The following is a 20,600-nucleotide window of genomic DNA, read 5'->3' on the forward strand; positions in this document are numbered from 1 at the left end:
GCGCGTCCGGCTCACGGAATTGATATGGCAGGCTCGCGGAATGTGCTTTCGGAGACTGGGCCGCTTGCGTAGTGTTTCGATACGCTACGCTTCCATGACCCGGGTGCGCACCCCGGCGGCATCAACGAATCGGATGGCCGGCAATCCTGCGACCTGCGCGCCGTCGATGTTGTATGGGGAATCGTCCACGAACAATGTGGACGCGCGGTCCACGCCGAACCGTTCGATTGCGAGGTCGAAGAACGCCTCATCCGGTTTGGCGGTGCCATTGCCGTCGCGGCCGGAGACGACGACGCCGTCCAATGCCCTGATGAGCTCCGGGAATCGGCTGGCCATGACGGGCCATGTGTCCCGCCCCCAGTTGGTCAGCCCCCAGATGTGGACGCCTTGATGCTGCAGGTCGGCCAGTAGCTCCGGCATGCCGGGCATCGGGCCGACCAGCGTGCGATCGATATGTGCCGCATAGACTCGCATCATCCGGCCCAATTGCGTGCCGTATTCCTCCTCGTATGCGGGCAGCAGTTCGGAATAGTCCGTACCGCGATCGTGCAGATCGTCGAAATACATGAATCCACAGCGATCGTCATCGGCAAAGAACGCTGCAACGTCCTTCTCAGGGAACAACCCCTCCAACGCGCGGCGCGGCTGCCAATCGACCAGCACACCGCAGAAATCAAAGATCACGTCGTTGACCATGTCCACCCGCCCTCCTGTTCTGGGCATATACGGTATATCAGTGGCTTGTCGAATCCTGTTCTGGGCATAGACGTATCACGAGGACGACGGAAACGGCCCCCTAGTGATACGTCTATGCCCAGAATGTGCGTAATGACACGGTTGTGCCCAGAATAAATGATGCGTGTATGCCCAGAATCCGTGATGGGGTGGGGTGTGCGGTCTGGTTATGCCCAGAACAGTCGGTTATGTCCAGGACATGTCGGGTGATTGGGTGGACGCGGCTCGGCGCAGCATCCGCTCACGCCGAACTGATAGGCGAAGGCGGATTATCCGTTCTTTAAGTGCGCGGTATCGCGGTGTCGGAGCCTTACTCCATGTCGAGCGGCTCTTTGCTGGTCGGCGCGGGGAATGCGTCGTCCAGCGCCGCGAGTTCATCCTCGCCGAGCGTGATGTCGAGTGCCTTGAGATTGTCAAGCACATGCCCGGCGCTGCCGCTGCAAGGAATCGCAATTGTATCGGGGCGTCGCAGCACGAACGCGAGCAGCACCTGCATCGGTTCCACACCATGTGCCGCGGCAATCGAACGTACCACGGGCGAGCCGAGCAGCCTGTCGTGCAATCGACCCGCCTGCGCCAGCGGGCAGTACGCCATCAGCGGCACCTGATGTGCGTCCATCCACGGCAGAAGATCGTATTCCACGCCGCGCGAGCCGAGATGATACAGGTCCTGGTTCACCGCACAGGCATCGCCGCCCGGAACGTCGAACAGTTCACGCATGTCGGCGGTGTCGAAGTTCGACACGCCCCAGTTGCGGATCAACCCGTCCGACTTGGCCTGTTCCATGCATTCCACGGTCTCGGCCAGTGGCACCGAACCACGCCAGTGCAGCAGGTACATGTCCAGATAATCGGTGCCAAGACGCCGCAGCGAGGCCTCCAGACTGTGGCGCAGGTGGCGACGTCCGGCATTGTGCGGGTAGACCTTGGAGACCAGAAACAGCCGCGACCGGTCACGCCCCGCAATCGCCCGCCCTACCAGCGACTCCGCGCGTCCGTCGGCGTACATCTCGGCCGTGTCAATCAGCGTCAGCCCGGCGTCAAGACCGGCCTGCAATGCCCCAACCTCCTGCCGCTCGGACCGCCGCCCCTCGGCCAGATGCCACGTGCCCATACCCAGCCTCGGCATCGCAGTGCCGTCGTGCAGCGTCACCGTCTCCTGGAAAGCCATATATCCTGCTCCTTAGGCCCTGGATTCATAAAAACAGGCTCATGCCGGGTTGCAAGCCGACATGAGCCTGAGGAACCGGTATTACTCCGCAATCCTATACGGGCAGGGGCCGAGACGGAACTTCCTTGAGATCAGGCCGTGAACCGCACTGCCGACCATGAAATCTCGGGTAGCACATAGGAGGCTACAGCACCATCCACGGACACGTTCAACACCTGCGGTACCACGGCGTCCGGCTTCTCGGCACTGTTGCGACGATACGGATCGTCGTCATGCAGCATCTCAGCGTGCGTCACCGCAAAACGCGTGGCATCCACGCCGGGCAGGCCGGAAACGTCAACGGAAAGCTCGTGCGCCGCGTCAGAATCACGGTTCACGGCCAGAATCAAGCCTTCGCGCGTCTCCTCATCCCAAGTCACCACGGCCTCCAGCGCCTGCACGTCGCCATACGTCTCAGTGAGGAACGTCGGGCCGTCGATCACAGGCGCATACGCCACTCCGCGGGCGTGATTCGCGGCCTCGGCGAACGGGTAGAAGATAGTCTGCCGCCATGCCGGGCCGTTGTCCTCCGCCATGATCGGCGCAATGACGTTGACCAGCTGTGCGCGCGAAGCGGACCGCACGCGGTCGCAGTGCTTGAGCAGGGTGATCATCAGAGAGCCTTCGACCACCGCGTCGGACGCGGTGTACACGTCCTCGAGCAGATGCGGCGCCTTAGGCCACGGTTCGGTGTGCAGCCCCTCGGTTTCGGCCGCCTTCCACTCAGCCTCCTGCTTCTGCCAGATGTCCTGATACCACACGCCCCATTCGTCGAAGGAGATCGCGATGTCCTTGCTGCCATGGTTGGCCTCGCGCGCATAATCGGCGCAGGATGCCACAGTGGCGATGAACTGCTTCATATCCTCGGAGGAAGCGAGGAATTCGCGCATGCCTTCCGGCTTGTGCGACTCGTGGTCGTGGTCATGGTAATAGGCGTGCGCGGAGACGAAGCTCAGATACTCATACGCGCGGGTGAGCACGGTCTTCTCCCATGTACCGAACGTCGGCATCTGGGCGCTTGACGATCCGCAGGCCACCAGTTCGAGGCCGGACTCGGCGAGCTTCATGGCGTGCGCCACCTTCTCCACCCGGCTGGCGTATTCCTCGGGTGTCATGTGGCCCACCTGCCAAGGGCCGTCCATCTCGTTGCCGATGCACCACATGGCGATGTTCATCGGTTCGGGAATGCCGTTGGCTACACGGCGGTCCGCGATCGTGGTACCGGGTGCGCCGTTGACGTACTCCAGCTCATCGAGCGCTTCCTGCAGTCCGCGGGTGCCCATGTTGACCGCGAGCATGATTTCGGTGCCGGCCTTCTTGCTCCAGTGATAGAAGTCGTCGATGCCGACTTCGTTGGTTTCGGTCTGGTGCCAGGCCAGCTCGCGGCGCACCGGGCGCTGCTCGCGCGGGCCGGTGCCGTCCTCCCAGCGGTAGTTGGAGACGATGTTACCGCCCGGGTAGCGCACGCAGGTGACGCCGAGCTCCTTGACGAGGTCGAGTACGTCGGTGCGGAAGCCGAATTCGTCGGCGGTTGGATGGGTCGGCTCATAGATGCCGCCGTACACGCCTCGGCCCAATTGCTCGACGAACGAGCCGAAGAGGCGACGGGGCACATCCGCCACGGGTGTGAAGGAGGAGATGGTGGTGTTGGGTTGGGGTATCGCGCTCATGATGCTGTCCTTAATGAAGCAGGTGCGTAATGACGAGGTTATGGGAATTGTGGATTGTGGTTATCGTTGACCGGAAGATCATCAGAGCCAGGTTGTGCTCATAGCAAGTATGGCGTCAAGCCTGGCTCATGGATGATGGGTGACAGTAGGTGTTACTTCACGCGCTTGATCATCATGATCAGCAGGCCGCCGATCACGCAGATGATGGTCTCGGCCGGGAAGATGGCGCGGTAGCCGAGGATGTTGATCACGCCGGCGGCGATCATCGGTCCGAAGACCTGTCCCAAGGTGTTGGCCATGTTGATGATGCCCAGATCCTTGGCTGCGGTCTTCGGGTCGGGTAGCACGGCCACGTTCAGTGCGCCGTCCACGGCGTTGTAGGCGCCCATGCCGATGCCGGCCACCAGCGCGTAGGCGAGCATGGTCCACGGCTTGGCTTCGATGAACGGGAAGAACGCGCCCACGCCGAGCATGATGGTGGTCACGGCCACCGGTGCCTTGAGACGGTGGAACTTGTCCGCCAGCGGGCCGGCGATGGCGCAGAACACGATGCCGGTGATCATGAGGATGACGGACATGATGGAGACGGAACCCGCGGTGGCCTTGTCGTCGAGCTTCATGTAATCGGTGAAGATGTACAGCTGGTAGCCCACGATCACGTACTGGCCGGTGACCATGAGGATCTTGCCGGCGAGCGCCAGATAGTAGTCGCGGCAGTTCTTGGTCGGGAACATGAAGTTCTGTTTCAGGGTGTCGAGGCTGAACTCTGCGCGCGGTTCGTCGAGGTTGCTGGGTTCCTTGGCGATGACGGCGGACAGGATGCCGCCGATTACGGCGAAGGCGGCGAGTACTTGAATTCCGGTGCCCACGTTGCCGAGGAACTGCGAGGCGATGATGCCGGAGCCGTAGTTGCCGAAGGCCATGCCGATGCCATAGAAGGAGGAGATGGTGCCACGCCAACGCGGGGCGACGCGGTCGGACAGTTGGGCGATCATCGGGGCGACGACGGCGTTGAGCACGGCCTGATAGACGGCCCATACGCCGAGCAGCACCGGGATGTTCGGCGCGGCGGACAGCAGCCACAGCAGAACGCCGGAGAGAATAGAGCAGATGACGATCCACGGGGTGCGCTTGCCGTGCTTGGTGCGGGTGATGTCGGATAGCGCGCCGGCGAGGATGTTGGCGATTGTGGCCACGACCATGGCCACTGCGGAGAAGGTGGCCACCAGGGTGACTTTGTCGTTTGGGGCGAGCTGCTGGATCTTGGCGGGCAGCAGGGTGACGGATGTGCCGACGTATGGGCCGAGCCAACAGGCCGGGCCGATGACCAGCGCCCATCCGATGCGCGTGGGCAGCTTCGGCTGCGATTCGTTGGTGACGCCCACCGTGGCGGTCGCTTCATTGGAAGACATGGGGGAAGTCCTTTCTTCGGTTGTTCCCTAGGCAACAACGCTGCATTGCATAGGCAAGAGTTATTCTCTCAAGAAACTTTCTTTCTATGAGAGAAACATCGATGTTCATTTGTGAACAATAACGCGAGGTGTTTGAAGTGTGAAATACGGCGTGTTTGTTGATATATCAAGGTTTATTGCGTATTGTGTATCTTTCATAAGAAAGAAGAAAGTTTCTAGAAAACTTTTCCTGTATGATGGGATGTGATGATATTTCGCATGGTGCCATCGCGTATTGCCTGTGCGGTGCCGTGGAGGAGGTTTGTATGGATTCACAGCGCACGTCATCTTCGCAGCGCGGTGCGGTGAGGGCGCCGGCCTCGCAGCCCGGTGGTGCCAAGCTGGCCCAGATTGCCCGCGAGGCAGGGGTTTCGCTCTCCACTGCCTCCAAAGTGCTCAACAATCGTCCGGGTGTTTCCGACGCCACGCGCAAGCGCATCGAACAGCTCTTGGAGAAGAACGGATACCGTCGCCGGCGCCGTACCGAACAGACCACCACCGATATCGTCGAGCTGCTGCTCGATGACCTCGACACACCATGGTCCGAGGAGATTCTCTCCGGTGTGCTGGCTGGTTTGCGGAAGCCATATGTCCCAGTGGTCTCCGCCCGGACCGGTGATAATTGGAGCATTGGCGTGTGGCTTGAGGAAGTGCTCGCCCGCCGCTCGGCCGGGGTGATCATCCCGCTGTTCGAATTCCCGAAGGAGGCCGAGGAGCGATTGGCAAGGTCGGGTATTCCGGCGGTCCTGGTCGATCCTACTGGTGATGTGCCCCAGAATGTGCCCACGGTGGGATCGAACGACTATGCCGGCGTGCGCGAAGCCACTGAATACCTGATTGCCCAAGGCCATACGCGCATCGCCTTCATCGGCGGTCCCACGTATCTGCAGACTGCGGCGGCCAGATTGGACGGATTCCGCGGGGCCATGCGGCAGGCGGGGCTTACGGTGGATCCCGCATTGGTCAGCTCCGGTGAATTCCGGTACGACGACGGCAAGAAGCATGCGTGCGAGTTACTGTCCATGCCGAATCCGCCCACTGCCATATTCGCGGCGGGCGACATGCAGGCCGCCGGCGTATATGCGGCGGCATGGGAGCGTGGCCTTCGCATACCGGACGATCTTTCGGTCGTCGGTTTCGATGATCTACCCACCAGCCGGCTGCTATTGCCGCCTCTGACCACCGTGCATCACGCCGTGCGTGAGATGGCGCAATTCGGTGCCGCCACCCTGATGCAGATCCTGGAAGGTTCCGCCGGCGGGATGCCCACGCACCTCGAACTCACCACCAGTCTGGTGATACGTGAGAGTGTCCGCAAGTTGCCGTAAAATCGTCGATTGCTGTGTCGAGAAGCAGGCCGCCGCATAAGCCGGCTTCTCCGTGGGTCCAGTCGAACGGTTTCGCCGTGTTCCGCCTTATGGTGCGGGATGTGCGCGATACCTGACTTTCGGCGGATCGGCAGGCCTCCCTGAGGCAAACCTGAGGGAAGCACGTCAGCGATCGCATCCGTTCGCGCTAATGGGGCGCGTCGTGCGCGGCAGGACCGCACGCGCGGCATGCGACGCCAAACCTGGGGCTGATATGCGGCAGCACTGAAGGAATAACAATGGTTAACGCTATTGAGGCTTTTGACGCCAAGCACATGAAGCCGGCCGAGGAGATCCCGGCCTTCCGTCCCGGCGACACCGTCGACGTGAACGTGAAGATCCAGGAAGGCAACAACTCCCGTATCCAGACCTTCACCGGTGTGGTGATCGCCCGTCAGGGTGCCGGCGTGCGCGAGACCTTCGTGGTCCGCAAGATCAGCTTCGGTACCGGTGTGGAGCGCCGCTTCCCGCTGCACTCCCCGTCCATCGACTCCATCAAGCTCGTGCGCAAGGGCCGTGTGCGCCGCGCCAAGCTGTACTACCTGCGCGCCCTGCGCGGTAAGGCCGCTCGTATCGTCGAGCGCCGCGACAACTCCGCCAAGTGAGTTCGTCCATCAGACGTTTGTTCGCATGCTGACATGGATGATGACGGTGTTCATCGCCCACATCGCAGCGAATGAGGCGTGAGATTCAGCCCGGAGGCCATCGGCTTTCGGGCTGAATTCGTAGAGGGCAAGTAAGATATCGCGCTGAGTGCCGATGAATGCGGTGCCGGACACGACCCACGGAGGATGCGTAATGCAGAACGATGAACATGGCCAGGGCGACGAGGCGCTGCCATATCCCGTGATTGGCGAAGCTGCCGGCGACCATTCGCAAGGTGTCGCGGGCTCCGTTCGCGCATTTGATTCGGGTGATTCCGTCGGCATGCCGGCTGCTGCTGACGTTACCGGCGCCGGAGCCAGTGCTGACGCTGCCTCAGCGGCCCCTTACGATGACGAAGCATCGCTGGCTCGCGATTCGCGGACGGTTCAGGTGGCCGATCATGGCGTTGATGTGACGCCGGTGCCGCCTGCGGTGCCGATTGCCGCCGCTGCGGGTGCGGGCGCTGCCGCACTGGTTGCTGCCTCGGCGGCTCGCGGCGCGTCGCATGGCTCGGCTGGTTCCCGTAAGAAGGACGACAATAGTTTCACGCTGCGCGACTTCTTCCTGTGGTGCGGCATCCCGGTACTGGTCGTAGTACTGATCCGCGTCTTCCTTGTCGGTTTCTATGAGATTCCCTCCCGCTCTATGATGGACACCATCGTGCCCGGCGACCGAGTGATCGCCAGCAAGCTCACGCCGAAGTACTTCGATCTGCAGCGTGGTGACATCGTGGTGTTCAAGGATCCCAACAACTGGCTGTCCGAGGAGCAGAGCAGCGGGCTCGGCGGCGGATTCCTCATCAAACGACTGATCGGACTGCCCGGTGACGTGGTGGAATGCAAGGGCGCCGGCCAGCCGATCACCATCAACGGTGTGGCCGTCAACGAATCGTCGTACATCCGCCCGGGCGTCGACCCCAGTTCCTTCCCCTTCTCGGTGACCGTGACCGAGGGGCACGTGTTCGTCATGGGTGACAATCGCGCCAATTCAGCGGACTCCCGCTACCATCAGGACGATGGCGACCATGGTCTGGTGCCGATCTCCGATGTGGTCGGCACCGGTCTGGTAACCTACTGGCCGCTGAACCGCATCGGCATGCTTGACGCGCATCACGAGGTGTTCGCCGACGTGCCCTCCGCATCGTCCTCGGCTTCCTGAACCGGTTCCGCGTCTATGCCGATTCGCATCCCGTAAGACGCTCAGCCGGTGCTGTGCATGACATGGATAAGACACGGATGAGACAAGGCCATGACATGTCTATAACGCCGACACAGCCATAACGCCGACGCAACCATAACGACAGCACGGTGTCGACCCGAATATCAGGCAATCGAAAGGAACATCCCGCAGTGATCACCCCGACCCTTGAGCTCGAACAGAGCCTCGCCGCCCAAGGCTATGACCTGGTCGTCGGTTTCGATGAAGTCGGCCGAGGCGCGCTCGCCGGCCCGGTCATGGTGGGGTGTGCGGCCATCTGGTCGCGCGATCTGACCGCTGCCGATGATGGCGAAAGGCTTGATGTGCCCGCCGGGGTGGCCGATTCCAAGATGCTCACCGAACATCGTCGCGAAGCCATCTATGAGGAATTGTGCGATTGGTGCGCTGCCTGGGCTGTCGGACAGGCCAGCAACGCCGAAATAGACGAGTGGGGTATCAGCCATGCCCTCGGCGTCGCGTCGTTGCGCGCGCTGACCCAAGTCGAGCACCGGCTCGGACTGCAATTGCCTGATACTTATTGGCTCCCCTCTGGAGGGGAGCTGGCGCCGCAGGCGACTGAGGGGAGGCCCATCACGGTCGGCGCAATCCTCGATGGCCCAAACGACTACATCACCAAAACACTAGGTACCTTCGACGCGCCGGAAGTGCCGATTCCGGCCACAGTCACCACCAAAGTCAAAGGCGACCAGCATTGCGCCACGGTGGCCACGGCCGCGGTGATCGCCAAAGTGACGCGAGACCGGCTGATGGTTGAGCTCGCACACAGCGATCCGCGATACGCGCCGTACGGGTGGGATCATAACAAGGGCTATGGTTCCGCCGCCCATCGCGCGGCCATCGCCAAGCACGGGCCGACGCCATTGCATCGCGTCAGCTGGCACCTCACCTGAGCATGCCGGTTGCGGCGCGACACGATGCTGTGAGCGTTCACGTCCAAATCAGCGCAACGCGCTAAAGTCTCTACCAACAGCATCGTAGGTTCGTGCACAGGATGCCGGCGACTGCGGAAAGGTTCAGGTGGTATGGTGGCCAACCGCGCAATCAATAAACGTCCTTCCATGTTCGAAGTGGCCAAACTGGCTGGAGTGAGCCATCAGACGGTGTCCCGTGTGATCAACAATTCGCCGGACGTCTCGGATGCCACGCGCGCCAAGGTGCAGGCAGCCGTGGATCAGCTCGGCTACCGCCCTTCCAACTCCGCCCGGGCGCTCGCCTCCCACCGATCGCGCACCATTGGCCTGATCGCCGGCGGTATGAAGTTCTTCGGGCCGATTTCCGCCATCACCTCCATCGAATCCATCGCGCGCGAGCATGGCCTGTTCATGAGCGTGATGATGGTGCATGAGGCATTGTGCACGCAGGCGGAATTCGACAATCTCTGCGATACGTTCATCGAACAGAACGTGGATGCCTTCATTTTCCTGACGCCCACTGATGTGATGTTCGCGGCGGCCTGCCGGGCCAAGGTCAACCAGCCGCGCGTCATCGTGACCTCCACGCACGGGCAGATGACCGTGCGCGAGGGGCTGAGCCTGATCTCCACGGACAACAAGCGCCGGACGGCACTGGTCGGCATCGACCAATGGGATGCTATGGCCAGAATCGTGGGAATGATGAGCGAATACGGGCACAAGTCGGCGCTGTACTTCGCCGGACCAAACGAGTGGCGCGATGCGCATACGCGTCTTGACGCATGGCGCAAGCTCTCCGCGATGCATTCCATCGATTCGCAGATCGTCCGCTGCCATACGTGGAATTCGGACGAATCCTATGCACAGATGAACCATCTGCTTGACGAATACGGCATGAAAGGCGCGCCGCTGCCCACTGCCGTGGTCTCCGCAAACGACAATCAGGCGGTGGGCATCATCCGCTCGCTGCATGAGCACAAGCTGCGCATCCCGCAGGACATCAGCGTGGTCGGTTTCGACGACATGCCGGGCATGGATAACCTCTATCCGCCGCTGACCACGGTGCAGCCTGACTTCGAGGCATTGGGCGGTGTGGCCATGCGCGAGACCCTGCGTCTGCTGGGGGAGGGACACGAGCCGGTGTTCCTGACCAATCAGCATGGAGTGGGGCTTATTCCGGCCAAGGTCAAGGCCCGCAGTTCGCTCGGCCCCGCCCCGCGCCGGTAGCGCACGTTATCGAACCGTTATCTACGACACAACGCTATAAGTTGTGTTGAACCCCAGTTATCGGTACATTGTTTTCTGGAAATTGTGAGCGCTAACAAAAACCCCAAGGAAGGGGAAGGAACCCCTTGGTGCTCCACGGCGTAAGGAAAGATATGGCAGCAGTCGACAACGCGGCCGAACAGGTCGCTAACATCGCCGAGAAGATCCGCGCGGGCAAGACCACGCTGGGTATCGAATTCGGTTCCACCCGAATCAAGGCAGTCCTGATTGACGACACCTTCCACACCATCGCCTCCGGCGATTACAGCTGGGCATCCCATCTGGAAGACGGCCTGTGGAGCTACTCCACCAAGGAGATTTGGGGTGGTCTGCAGTCCGCCTACGCCTCCATGGCCAACGATGTCGAGACCGCGTACGGCGAGAAGCTTACCCGTATCGGCCACATCGGCTTCTCCGCCATGATGCATGGTTACCTCGCCTTCGACGAGAACGGCGAGCTGCTCGTGCCGTTCCGCACCTGGCAGAACACCAACACCTCCGAAGCCCACCAGAAGCTCTCCGAGCTGTTCCAGTACAACATCCCCGAGCGCTGGTCCATCGCACACCTGTATCAGGCGGTGCTCAACAAGGAAGAGCACGTCGGCAAGGTCGCCTACTTCACCACCCTGGCCGGTTATGTGCACTGGAAGCTCACCGGCAAGAAGGTGCTCGGCGTGGGCGATGCCTCCGGCATGTTCCCGATCGATCCGACCACCCACACCTACGAGACCGAATTCATCGAGAAGTTCGACGCCCTGCCCGAGGTCGCCGCCCAGCCGTGGAAGCTCGAGAACCTGCTGCCCACCCCGCTTGTGGCCGGCACCCCGGCCGGCGAGCTGACCGAGGAAGGCGCCAAGCTCCTCGACCCGACCGGCACGTTGGAGCCCGGCGTCGTGCTCGCCCCGCCGGAAGGCGACGCCGGCACCGGCATGGTGGCCACCAACTCCGTGCGCGTGCGCACCGGCAACGTCTCCGCCGGCACCTCCATCTTCGCGATGGTCGTGCTCGAGCGCAAGCTCAAGGCGCTGCATCCCGAAGTCGACCTTGTCACCACCCCGGCCGGCGATTTGGCCGGCATGAGCCACGCCAACAACTTCACCTCCGACCTCAACGCATGGGTCGGCCTGTTCGGCGAATTCGCCAAGGCCATCGGCAGTCCCGTGGACGCCGGCACGCTCTACGGCGCCCTGTTCCGCTCCGCCATCGCGGACGATGTGGATGCCAACTGCGGCGGCCTGCTCAACTACCCGTTCCGCTCCGGTGAATTCCTCGCCGGCCTGCCCGAAGGCCGCCCGCTGTTCGCCCGCAGCCCCGAGGCCCACATGACCCTCGGCAACTTCATGCGCGCCCAGCTGTTCTCCGCGTTCTCCCCGGTCAAGATCGGCATGGACGTCATGACCAAGCAGGAACACGTGCAGATCGACTCCCTCGTGGGTCACGGCGGCATCTTCACTACTCCGAAGGTCGCCCAGAAGATCCTAGCCGCCGCCTTCAACACCCCGATCAAGGTCATGTCCACTGCCGCCGAAGGTGGCGCATGGGGTATGGCCGTGCTCGCCAACTACCTGTGGAACACCAACGAGGAGCACACTAACCTCGCCGACTTCCTCGACGGCTGCGTCTTCAAGGACGCCAAGTCCGTCACCGAAACCCCTGAGGCTTCCGACGTGGTCGGCTTCGAGAACTTCTTCGATCGCTTCACCAAGGGCCTGCCCATCGAACACACCGCCATCGAGACCATCGATCTCGAAGACAAGTAATTCTGCAGCTCAGGCTCCCCTTGTCAGGGGAGCTGGCCGCTGTAAGCGGTCTGAGGGGTAGCGGAAGAAAAACCAGCCGGCCATCAGGCCGTCCATATCCACAATATTTCAACAAACGTCCATCCATCACAGTGGAAAGGAAAACCAACAATGGCAACTTTGGCTGATTACGGTCCTGAGGTCCGTGCCGAGGTCAAGCAGGTTCGTGAGGTCGTCTCCAACCTGCACCAGCAGCTCATCAAGTGGAACCTGGTCGTGTGGACTGCGGGCAACGTCTCCCAGCGTCTGCACACCGCCGACCTGTTCGTCATCAAGCCTTCCGGCGTGCGCTACGAGAACCTGACCCCGAACTCGATGGTCGTCGTCGATCTCGACGGCAACGTGGTCGACGGCACCGAGGCCCCGTCCTCCGACACCGCATCCCACGCGTACATCTACCGCAACATGCCTGACGTGTACGGTGTGGTGCACACCCACTCCACCTACGCCACCGCCTGGGCGGCCACCGGCCAGAACATTCCGTGCGGCCTGACCATGATGGGTGACGAGTTCGGCGGCCCGGTGCCGGTTGGCCCGTTCCGTCTGATCGGTTCCGAGGCCATTGGCGAGGGTGTCGTGGAGACCCTGAAGAAGTACCCGAAGTCCCCGGCCGTCCTCATGCAGAACCATGGCCCGTTCACGATCGGCAAGGATGCTGAAGGCGCCGTCAAGGCCGCCGCCATGACTGAGGAGGTCGCTCACACCATGTGGGCCGCCCGTCAGCTCGGCGACATCATCGAGATCGACCAGGCCGATATCGATAAGCTGAACGACCGCTACCAGAACGTCTACGGCCAGCACTGATTTAGCTTAAACAAAACCCCATAAACAACGAAGTAAAGGAAGTAACCCTATGGTTATGGAAAACCCCTTTGAGGGCAAGGAAATCTGGTTCGGCGTCGGTTCCCAGGACCTGTACGGCGAGGAAGCCCTGCGTCAGGTCGCCGAGCACTCCGCCGAAATGGTCGACTACCTGAACAAGACCGGCAAGATTCCGGCCAAGATCGTCCTGAAGCCGACCCTGAAGTCCTCCGACGGCGTCAAGCAGTTCATGGTCGAAGCCTCCGCCAACCCGAACGTCATCGGCGTCATCACCTGGTGCCACACCTTCTCCCCGGCAAAGATGTGGATTCGTGGCCTCGAAGTGCTGACCAAGCCTCTGCTGCAGTTGGCCACCCAGCACCACAAGGAGATTCCGTGGGAGACCATCGACATGGACTTCATGAACCTGAACCAGGCCGCCCACGGCGACCGTGAGTTCGGTTACATCGTCTCTCGCCTCGGCATTCCGCGCAAGATCGTCGTCGGCCACTACACCGACCCGGAAGTCGCCGAGAAGGTCGGCACCTGGGCCCGCGCCTGCGCCGGCTGGGATGCCTCCAACAACATGAAGGTCATGCGCTGGGGCGACAACATGCGTAACGTCGCCGTCACCGAAGGCGACAAGACCGAAGCCGAGCGCGTGTTCGGCGCCTCCATCAACACCTGGGCCGTCAACGAGCTCGTCGCCGCCTACGACGCCGTCAAGGACGATCAGGTCAAGGAGATCATCGAGGACTACAAGGCCAAGTACGACGTCGACCCGGCTCTGCTGGACGCCAAGTACGACTCCCTGTTCATCGCCGCCAAGGAAGAGGCCGCGATGGTCAACATGATGCGCGCCAACGGCTGCACCGCCGGCGTCGACAACTTCGAGGACCTCGGCGCTCTGCCGCAGCTGCCGGGCGTCGGCCCGCAGCGCTTCCCGTCCGAGTACGGCTGGGGCTTCTCCGCTGAAGGCGACTGGAAGACCGCCGTCCTCGTGCGCATCGGCGCCGTCATGGGCTATGGCCTTGAGGGTGGCGCCTCCCTCATGGAGGACTACTCCTACAACTTCACCGAGGGCAACGAGCTCGACATGGGCTCCCACATGCTCGAGGTCTCCCCGTCCATCGGCACCATCGCCAAGCCGAAGCTGGAGATTCACCCGCTGGGCATCGGCGGCAAGGCCGACCCGGTCCGCCTTGTCTTCTCCGGCGCTCCGAAGAAGGACGTGGTCGTCGTCTCCATGGCTGACGAGCGCGAACGCTTCCGTCTGCTCATGGACGTCGTCGACGTCGTCGAGCCGCAGGGCTCCCTCAAGGAGCTTCCGTGCGCCCGCGCCGTCTGGAAGCCGAAGCCGGACCTGAAGACCGCCGTCCAGTGCTGGATCACCGCCGGCGGCTCCCACCACACCTGCATGACCACCTCCGTCGGTCGTGAGGCGTGGGAGGACTTCGCCCGCATCGCCGGTGTCGAGCTCGCCGTCATTGACGAGAACACCACCGCCCGCCAGTTCGAGAAGGAACTGCAGCTGTCCGAGATGTACCACCGTCTCGACAACCGTCACTGATTAGCTGTTGACTGCTGCAGCTAAGGAAGGGGCTGTTCCGGGAAACCGGAGCAGCCCCTTTGCTATTGATTTCTCAGTTACAACTTTGTAGGAGATTAGATATCTTGTAGGTAGACACCTTGGTGAGTCGAATATGTACCAAGCCAGTAATGGCTTCATTTAGGCTTTGAGACATTACACATCGAGGTCCGCTGACACCTGCCTGCACACATAATCAGCCTACAGAATTGATAAAGTCCTCAGTCCCCCCATGTATGCGTTCCTCTTGTGAAACAGCAGTAATACGGCCAGTGCCAGAAATATCGCTCAAGCTGACAGTCGCAATTATTATGCGTTTACTGTTCTTGCCCGAAGAAATCTTCAGTGCTGTATTCCTTCCATTTGAGGTACATTTCCCGATAGTTCTTCTTGATGAATTTCTGGATAACCGTGACCTCTCTCGCAGTGAGCCTTCCTTGTCTCTCCAGCGTCGTGTCGCCATTAGCCTTCACGAAGAATTTTGCAGAACCGGACTCGGTGAGCTTGGTATCGCTCGCATGTACATGCATGCATTCGATAACGCAGAACGAAGTGAAATACAAGTAATATCCGGCAACCATGAACTGGAAGTATTTAGGCATGACTCATCTCCAAGAATTCCTTGTTGTTGCGGTAATACTCTTGGACTATGCCGATTTCCAAATCATCCATGCTTGTTTCTAGCACGTTGCCGTTATGGTCAAGTACCAGTGCCGAACTGGGTGCGTTGAGATTCAATACTTTGACATGACCGTCAACGGTATTGGTAAATGCGTAGCCATTTACAATCATTCCTGCCGTACTGGCGATTGCTTTAACATCAAGCATGGGCTAATTCCACCTTTTTAATCGGCTTCACAAACTGATTGGCATCGATATACAGGTTTGAAAGTATCGGTTCCAGATCGATATATTCCTCTTCAGGAGTGTCATCATGCTTATATTTCGCGTTCACAACAAGATATCCGTTGTCCCATTGCTTGATGCCGGTGTATCGCTCTAGCGAATAGGGAGCGCGGAATCGTATACGGGATTTGCCATATTCAAATACAGTAAAGCCGTCCTCGGCACTGAGATATGCGGTGTCATGCAACGGCTCAGGAATGCTGTCGACTACGGTCATCGTCAATCCTCCTTCTCAAGCATAACTGCCGTTTACCTAATTATAAGTAGGGAATTCTCTAGCTTGAATGTGTTTGCACGGTAGCGCGGCTACATGGTTACAGCGATGCATAGCAAAAAGGGAAGGGCGCGCGAAAGGCCCTTCCCTTATGCCGAATAATGAATTGCGCGGATCACCGCTTGCCGTTGTAGATCTCGTTGTCGATCACATCGGCGAAGACGCGGTTCACCGCCGGGCGCACCACCTTCAGCGATGGCGTCAGGCACTTGTTATCCTGCGTGAACTGCGTATCCAGCACCGCGAACTTGCGCACGGACTCGGCGCGCGACACCGTGGAATTCGCCTTGTCCACATACTGCTGGATTTCCTCGCGCACCGCCGCGTTCGCGGCCAGGCGATCCACCGGAGTTTCGACGGACAGCCCATGCGCAGGCAGCCACACGGCGAGCGACTCCGGGTCAAGCGTCACCAATGCGCCGATGAACGGCCTGCGGTCGCCCACCACCACGCAGTGCTCCACGATCGGGCACTTGGCAATCTCCTCCTCCAGCGGGATGGGGGAGACGTTCTTGCCGCCGGCCGTGATGATGATGTCCTTGATACGCCCGGTGATGGTGATGCGTCCCGCATCGTCGATCTCCGCCAGATCGCCGGTACGCAGCCATCCGTCGGCGGTGAACGCCTCGGCCGTCTTCTCCGGCAGATTGTGGTATCCGCGGAACACGTTCGGGCCCTTGACCTGCAGCTCGCCCTCGTCGGAGATGCGAATCGACGAACCGGGTGCGGGCTGGCCGACCGTGCCGATCACATTGTCGGTCACGCGCGTGGCGGCGAACGGCGCCGCCGTCTCGGTCATGCCGTAGCCCTGAATCATCGGCAGGCCGATGCCGTTGTAGAAGTGCGCCAGATCCAACGACAGCGGAGCGCCGCCGCAGGCCACGTACTTGATCTTGGGCCCCAGAGCGCCGCGAACCGTGCGGTACACGAGAGCCTCGTACTTGGCGCGGTCGGCGATCTCGGCCAGCGTATGCTTCTCGCCAGCCTGTTCCTTGCGGCTCCATGTGCGCGCGGCCTCCGCGGCCTTGGCGAACAGCCGTCCTTTCCAGCCGGTGCCGGCCTTGCGGGAAGCGGCGTTATAGACCTTCTCGAACACGCGCGGCACGCCGAGCAGATACGTCGGCTCGAAGGACCGCAGGTCGGGCAGCAGGGACTTGGTGTCCGGCAGATAGCCGACCACGCCATCGTCGGAGGCAATCGATGCGTACTGGATGAACCGGGCGAAGCAGTGGGCGAGCGGCAGGAACAGCAGCAGGCGCGGATGGTTGTCGAGAATCACCTCATGCAGGGCCTGCGAGGCGGCGATTGTGATCGAGACGAAGTTCTTATGCGTCAGTTCTGCGCCCTTCGGGTTGCCGGTGGAGCCGGACGTGTACACGATCGTGGCCAGATCGTCGGTGTGCACGGAAGCCACGCGCTCTTGAAGCTCCTCGTCGGAAACGGTCACGCCCAAGCCTTCCAGCGCGCCCAGCGCATTGCCGTCGAACATCAGGATCTGCCGCAGCGTGGGGCAGTGGTCCTTGACGGAATCGAGACGGTCGAAGCGTTCGCGATTGTCCGCCACGGCGAGTTTGACCGAGGAATCGTTCATGATGCGCTGCGCCTGCGAGGCGGAATCCGTGTCGTAGATCGGCACGCTCACCGCGCCGATCGCAGCCAGCGCGAAGTCAAGAATGCCCCATTCGAGGCGGGTGGAGGAGAAGATGGTCACTGCGTCGCCCTTGCCGATGCCCAGTGCGATCAGGCCTTTGGCTGCGGAGGTCACGCTTTTGTGGAATTCGCCGGTGGTCACGTTCTGCCAGTGTCCGGGGCCGAGTTTTCTGGCGGCGATCACGGTGTCCTCGCCAGTGCGGGCGATGCGGTCGGTGAGCAGGGAATAGATGGTCTGATCGTCGCGAACCACGATCGATTCGCCGGGGGTGGTGTATTCGGTGAGCATGTGCGCTGTTGTTCCTTAATTGATGATTGCCGAGTGAAGTGGCCGTTCATCATGACTGTGGAAGTGGGCTGTAGGGCTATGTGAAGTTATGGTTGTGTGCTGTTATGTGCGATAGCTGGCGTGCTATGCCGCAGCACTGTTCGTTCGGTCGGCGTCGCATACGATGGTTCCCCGGCCATGCTATTCACAGAGGTTACGCTGGCGTAGGTGATGCCGCGTTGTGCGGAGTGGAGAAGTCCGGCGTGCGCTTTTGTGCATCGCCTACAAGTTCGGCTTCACTCATCTCGCCAAACGTACGCTTGTGTGCCGCGTCGTAAGTCCGTTGATTTATATGGCTCCCCTTGTCAGGGGAGCTGGCCCGGCGGGACTGAGGGGTAGTCAATTCATCAAAGAGCTACTGATGCAGGATATACGATGAGGTTTCGCGCCCTGTTATCTCAGTAAACGTACGCTGAGCGGCGGTAAGCGTACGTTTGGTGAGGTGAGGGGTACTGAAGCCGCAGTAAACGTACGCTGGCTGTGTGATAACGGGGCGCTGCGCGCTGCGTGACGCGCGCAGCGGGCTATCGCCGCCGCGATCCGTCCGGCCGCCGCGATCCGTCCGGTTGTTGCAGCACTCAATAACGATTTCGCAACGGTGCGATAACGGAATGACAACAATCGGGGTCGGCTGATAACAGTTCCGCAACGATTCGCGCGCAGGGAAGATTTTGAGCGTTTTTGTGCGTAAGTGCATTCTAATATGCCATTTGGTTATCGGTGATACCGCAAACATTACCGATAAAACACACATGAAGTAATCAATTCAGAACAATAAACAGACGTGTAAGAGAGGAAGCACTATGTCTGTTGCCCTGACTGGACACGTGGCCACGACCACGGACAACACGAAAGCACAAGGAGAAGCCGCCGACGGGAACTTCGATGGCGTGCTGCCGCTGAAGGAGAAGCTCTCCTACCTGAGCACCGATATGGCAGGCAACCTGCTGTACTCCTCGCTCGGCACCTACATCATGTTCTTCTACACCGACGTGTTCGGCATCACCGCCGCCGCTGCCGGCTGGATCCTGCTGATCGCCCGTATCGGCGACTGCATCTCCGCCCCGGTCTGGGGCTCCATCGTCGACCACACCAAGACCAAGTGGGGCCAGTCCCGCCCGTTCTTCCTGTGGATGGCCGTGCCGTTCGCACTGACCGTGTTCCTGGCGTTCACCGCCCCTGACCTGCCGCCGGCAGGCAAGGTCGTCTACGCCACCGTCACCTACATCCTCGCCGCCGGCCTCGTCTACACCGGCATCCAGACGCCTATCACCGCAATCCTCTCCAACCTCACCCCCGACCCGGCCGAGCGTGTGAAGGCCAACACCTTCCGTCTGTCCGGTGGCCTGTTCGGCACCTTCATCACCGCCGTGTGCACCCTGCCGCTGGTCAACTGGGCAGGCAAGGCGATCACCGGCGAGACCAACCAGAAGGTCGGCTTCATGTTCACCTTCGCGGTTTACGGCGTCATCGCCGTGGTCCTGCTGTGGTTCGCCTTCCGCAACATCCGCGAGCACAACTACGATCCGAAGACCCAGAACCCGCTGCCGTTCAAGGAAAGCCTGCACGCCATCAAGGGCAACTGGCCGTGGATCACGCTGATCATCGCATTCGTCATCTTCTGGATCGCTCAGGAGGACCGCATGTCCGTGGCCGTGTACTACGCCAAGTACAACCTGAACAACGAGAACCTCGCCACCGTGCTCAACGGCATGCAGATCCTCGGTCTGATCACCACCTTCCTCATCCCGCCGCTGTCCAAGAAGCTGGGCAAGGCAGGCAAGACCGACACCATGATTCTCGGCATGGTGATGGCCATCGTCGGCCAGCTGCTTCTGCTTACCGCCTCCAACAGCTTCGCGCTGTTCGTGGTCTTCTGGGCCATCTCCATCCTCGGCGCCGCCATGGCTCTGGCCATGCCGTTCGCGATGCTCGCCGACACCGTCGACTACGGCGAATGGAAGAACGGCATCCGCGCCGCCGGCCTGCTCTCCGCTGTCGGCGCCTCCTTCTGCATCCAGTTCGGTTCCGGTCTGGGCAACCTGATCCCCTCCAAGATCATGGCCGCCGCTGGCTACGTGGCCAACCAGCAGCAGACCCCCGAGGCCCTGAACGCCATCCAGTTCTGCTTCATCTGGCTGCCGATCATCGTGTACGCGATCTGCATCTTCATCATGCTCTTCTACCGTCGCTTCGAAAAGAACGAGCCGGCCATCCGCGCCGCGCTGGCCGACCGTCGCGCCAAGGCGGACGCCGCAGCCGACGCCGCCGCAGCAGTCGCCTGACGCCAACCGAAGAGTTCTGAAACATCAGGATGCCCTGTATATGGCGGCATCTTGTCTGACGGCGTGAGGTGCCGTATCCACATGGGATACGGCACCTCACGCCGTTTGTATTTGCAGGGCGTATGCGGTCGTATCGGTGGTTATGCGGTTATGCGGTTATGCGGTCGTGTATCGAGCATCCAGACGGGCGCAAACACCGCGGGTAGTGTTCTGCCGTCGCTCCGCCGACGAGGCTATGCCTTCGACTCTCTTCTTCGAGATAGCACTCTGGTTGATTCTCAGGTTGTTTCACGGATTGGTTCCTGACATGAGCAGATGGGTGAGCAGATGAGCAGACGGGTAAACATCCGGTAAACACCAACAATGCGGCGAGAATTGAGCATTCCCAGCAATCCATGAGTGGTATACCGTATATAAGGGGGATTAGAAGTTGTTTTGGATTGAGCCCCTGTAGAAGAGATACAAACTAAGGAGCAATCCGTGGAGAAGGTGTTTC

The 20,600-nt window shown here is 60.8% G+C and carries 17 protein-coding genes; 9 read left to right on the plus strand and 8 right to left on the minus strand.

Features of this window, described 5'->3' with window-relative positions:
* Positions 1–84 precede the first annotated feature (84 nt).
* The 4 genes from BW09_RS09185 to BW09_RS09200 all read right to left on the minus strand — a co-directional run bounded on the left by BW09_RS09185 (position 85) and on the right by BW09_RS09200 (position 5,027).
* Entirely contained in the window at positions 85–723 is a 639-nt protein-coding gene (locus BW09_RS09185; RefSeq protein ID WP_081886622.1) for an HAD family phosphatase, read from the minus strand.
* A 322-nt stretch (positions 724–1,045) separates the two neighbouring features.
* Complete coding sequence (locus tag BW09_RS09190) at positions 1,046–1,906, minus strand: aldo/keto reductase (protein ID WP_044089567.1); 861 nt, start codon at positions 1,904–1,906, stop codon at positions 1,046–1,048.
* 131 nt (positions 1,907–2,037) lie between these two features.
* Positions 2,038–3,615 (minus strand): alpha-N-arabinofuranosidase, encoded by a 1,578-nt coding sequence (locus BW09_RS09195; protein WP_140462560.1) that lies wholly within the window; start codon positions 3,613–3,615, stop codon positions 2,038–2,040.
* A gap of 152 nt (positions 3,616–3,767) precedes the next feature.
* Positions 3,768–5,027, minus strand: coding sequence for an MFS transporter (locus BW09_RS09200; protein WP_044089565.1), 1,260 nt, complete (start codon positions 5,025–5,027; stop codon positions 3,768–3,770).
* A 305-nt stretch (positions 5,028–5,332) separates the two neighbouring features.
* On the opposite strand from BW09_RS09200, the gene BW09_RS09205 reads away from it, so the two are divergent.
* The 8 genes from BW09_RS09205 to araA all read left to right on the plus strand — a co-directional run bounded on the left by BW09_RS09205 (position 5,333) and on the right by araA (position 14,643).
* Positions 5,333–6,394: a LacI family DNA-binding transcriptional regulator gene (locus BW09_RS09205; protein ID WP_044089564.1), complete on the plus strand. Its 1,062-nt coding sequence runs from the start codon at positions 5,333–5,335 to the stop codon at positions 6,392–6,394.
* A gap of 278 nt (positions 6,395–6,672) precedes the next feature.
* A complete protein-coding gene (rplS, locus tag BW09_RS09210; RefSeq protein WP_044089563.1) occupies positions 6,673–7,038 on the plus strand; it encodes a 50S ribosomal protein L19 in 366 nt (121 codons plus the stop codon).
* A gap of 322 nt (positions 7,039–7,360) precedes the next feature.
* On the plus strand, positions 7,361–8,236 hold the full coding sequence (lepB, locus tag BW09_RS09215; RefSeq protein WP_081977829.1) for a signal peptidase I: 876 nt from the start codon (positions 7,361–7,363) through the stop codon (positions 8,234–8,236).
* Positions 8,237–8,427: 191 nt separating this feature from the next.
* Positions 8,428–9,186: a ribonuclease HII gene (locus tag BW09_RS09220; protein ID WP_044089562.1), complete on the plus strand. Its 759-nt coding sequence runs from the start codon at positions 8,428–8,430 to the stop codon at positions 9,184–9,186.
* Between the two features lie 168 nt (positions 9,187–9,354).
* The gene (locus BW09_RS09225; protein WP_375137580.1) at positions 9,355–10,434 is read left to right on the plus strand and encodes a LacI family DNA-binding transcriptional regulator; all 1,080 of its coding nucleotides are present in this window, start codon (positions 9,355–9,357) and stop codon (positions 10,432–10,434) included.
* A 152-nt stretch (positions 10,435–10,586) separates the two neighbouring features.
* Entirely contained in the window at positions 10,587–12,233 is a 1,647-nt protein-coding gene (locus tag BW09_RS09230; protein WP_140462561.1) for a xylulokinase, read from the plus strand.
* A gap of 150 nt (positions 12,234–12,383) precedes the next feature.
* Entirely contained in the window at positions 12,384–13,076 is a 693-nt protein-coding gene (locus tag BW09_RS09235; protein ID WP_044089558.1) for an L-ribulose-5-phosphate 4-epimerase, read from the plus strand.
* A gap of 49 nt (positions 13,077–13,125) precedes the next feature.
* Entirely contained in the window at positions 13,126–14,643 is a 1,518-nt protein-coding gene (araA, locus tag BW09_RS09240; RefSeq protein WP_044089557.1) for an L-arabinose isomerase, read from the plus strand.
* Between the two features lie 335 nt (positions 14,644–14,978).
* On the opposite strand, the gene BW09_RS09245 is transcribed toward araA, so the two are convergent.
* From BW09_RS09245 to BW09_RS09260, 4 genes are all read right to left on the minus strand, one after another.
* On the minus strand, positions 14,979–15,263 hold the full coding sequence (locus tag BW09_RS09245; protein ID WP_140462562.1) for a DUF4160 domain-containing protein: 285 nt from the start codon (positions 15,261–15,263) through the stop codon (positions 14,979–14,981).
* Entirely contained in the window at positions 15,256–15,489 is a 234-nt protein-coding gene (locus BW09_RS09250) for a hypothetical protein (RefSeq protein ID WP_140462563.1), read from the minus strand. Before BW09_RS09250 ends, BW09_RS09245 begins: the two co-directional genes overlap by 8 nt.
* Positions 15,482–15,784, minus strand: a complete 303-nt coding sequence (locus tag BW09_RS09255; RefSeq protein WP_140462564.1) for a hypothetical protein — start codon at positions 15,782–15,784, stop codon at positions 15,482–15,484. The genes BW09_RS09250 and BW09_RS09255 overlap by 8 nt, the downstream gene beginning before the upstream one ends.
* Positions 15,785–15,956: 172 nt before the next feature.
* Positions 15,957–17,780, minus strand: coding sequence for a long-chain fatty acid--CoA ligase (locus BW09_RS09260; protein ID WP_140462565.1), 1,824 nt, complete (start codon positions 17,778–17,780; stop codon positions 15,957–15,959).
* A gap of 842 nt (positions 17,781–18,622) precedes the next feature.
* On the opposite strand from BW09_RS09260, the gene BW09_RS09265 reads away from it, so the two are divergent.
* Positions 18,623–20,104 carry an MFS transporter gene (locus BW09_RS09265; RefSeq protein WP_140462566.1) on the plus strand — a complete coding sequence of 494 codons (1,482 nt, stop codon included), beginning with the start codon at positions 18,623–18,625 and terminating at the stop codon, positions 20,102–20,104.
* Positions 20,105–20,600 lie beyond the last annotated feature (496 nt).

The sequence above is a fragment of the Bifidobacterium sp. UTCIF-1 genome (assembly GCF_006408915.1).
Lineage (GTDB): Bacteria > Actinomycetota > Actinomycetes > Actinomycetales > Bifidobacteriaceae > Bifidobacterium > Bifidobacterium reuteri.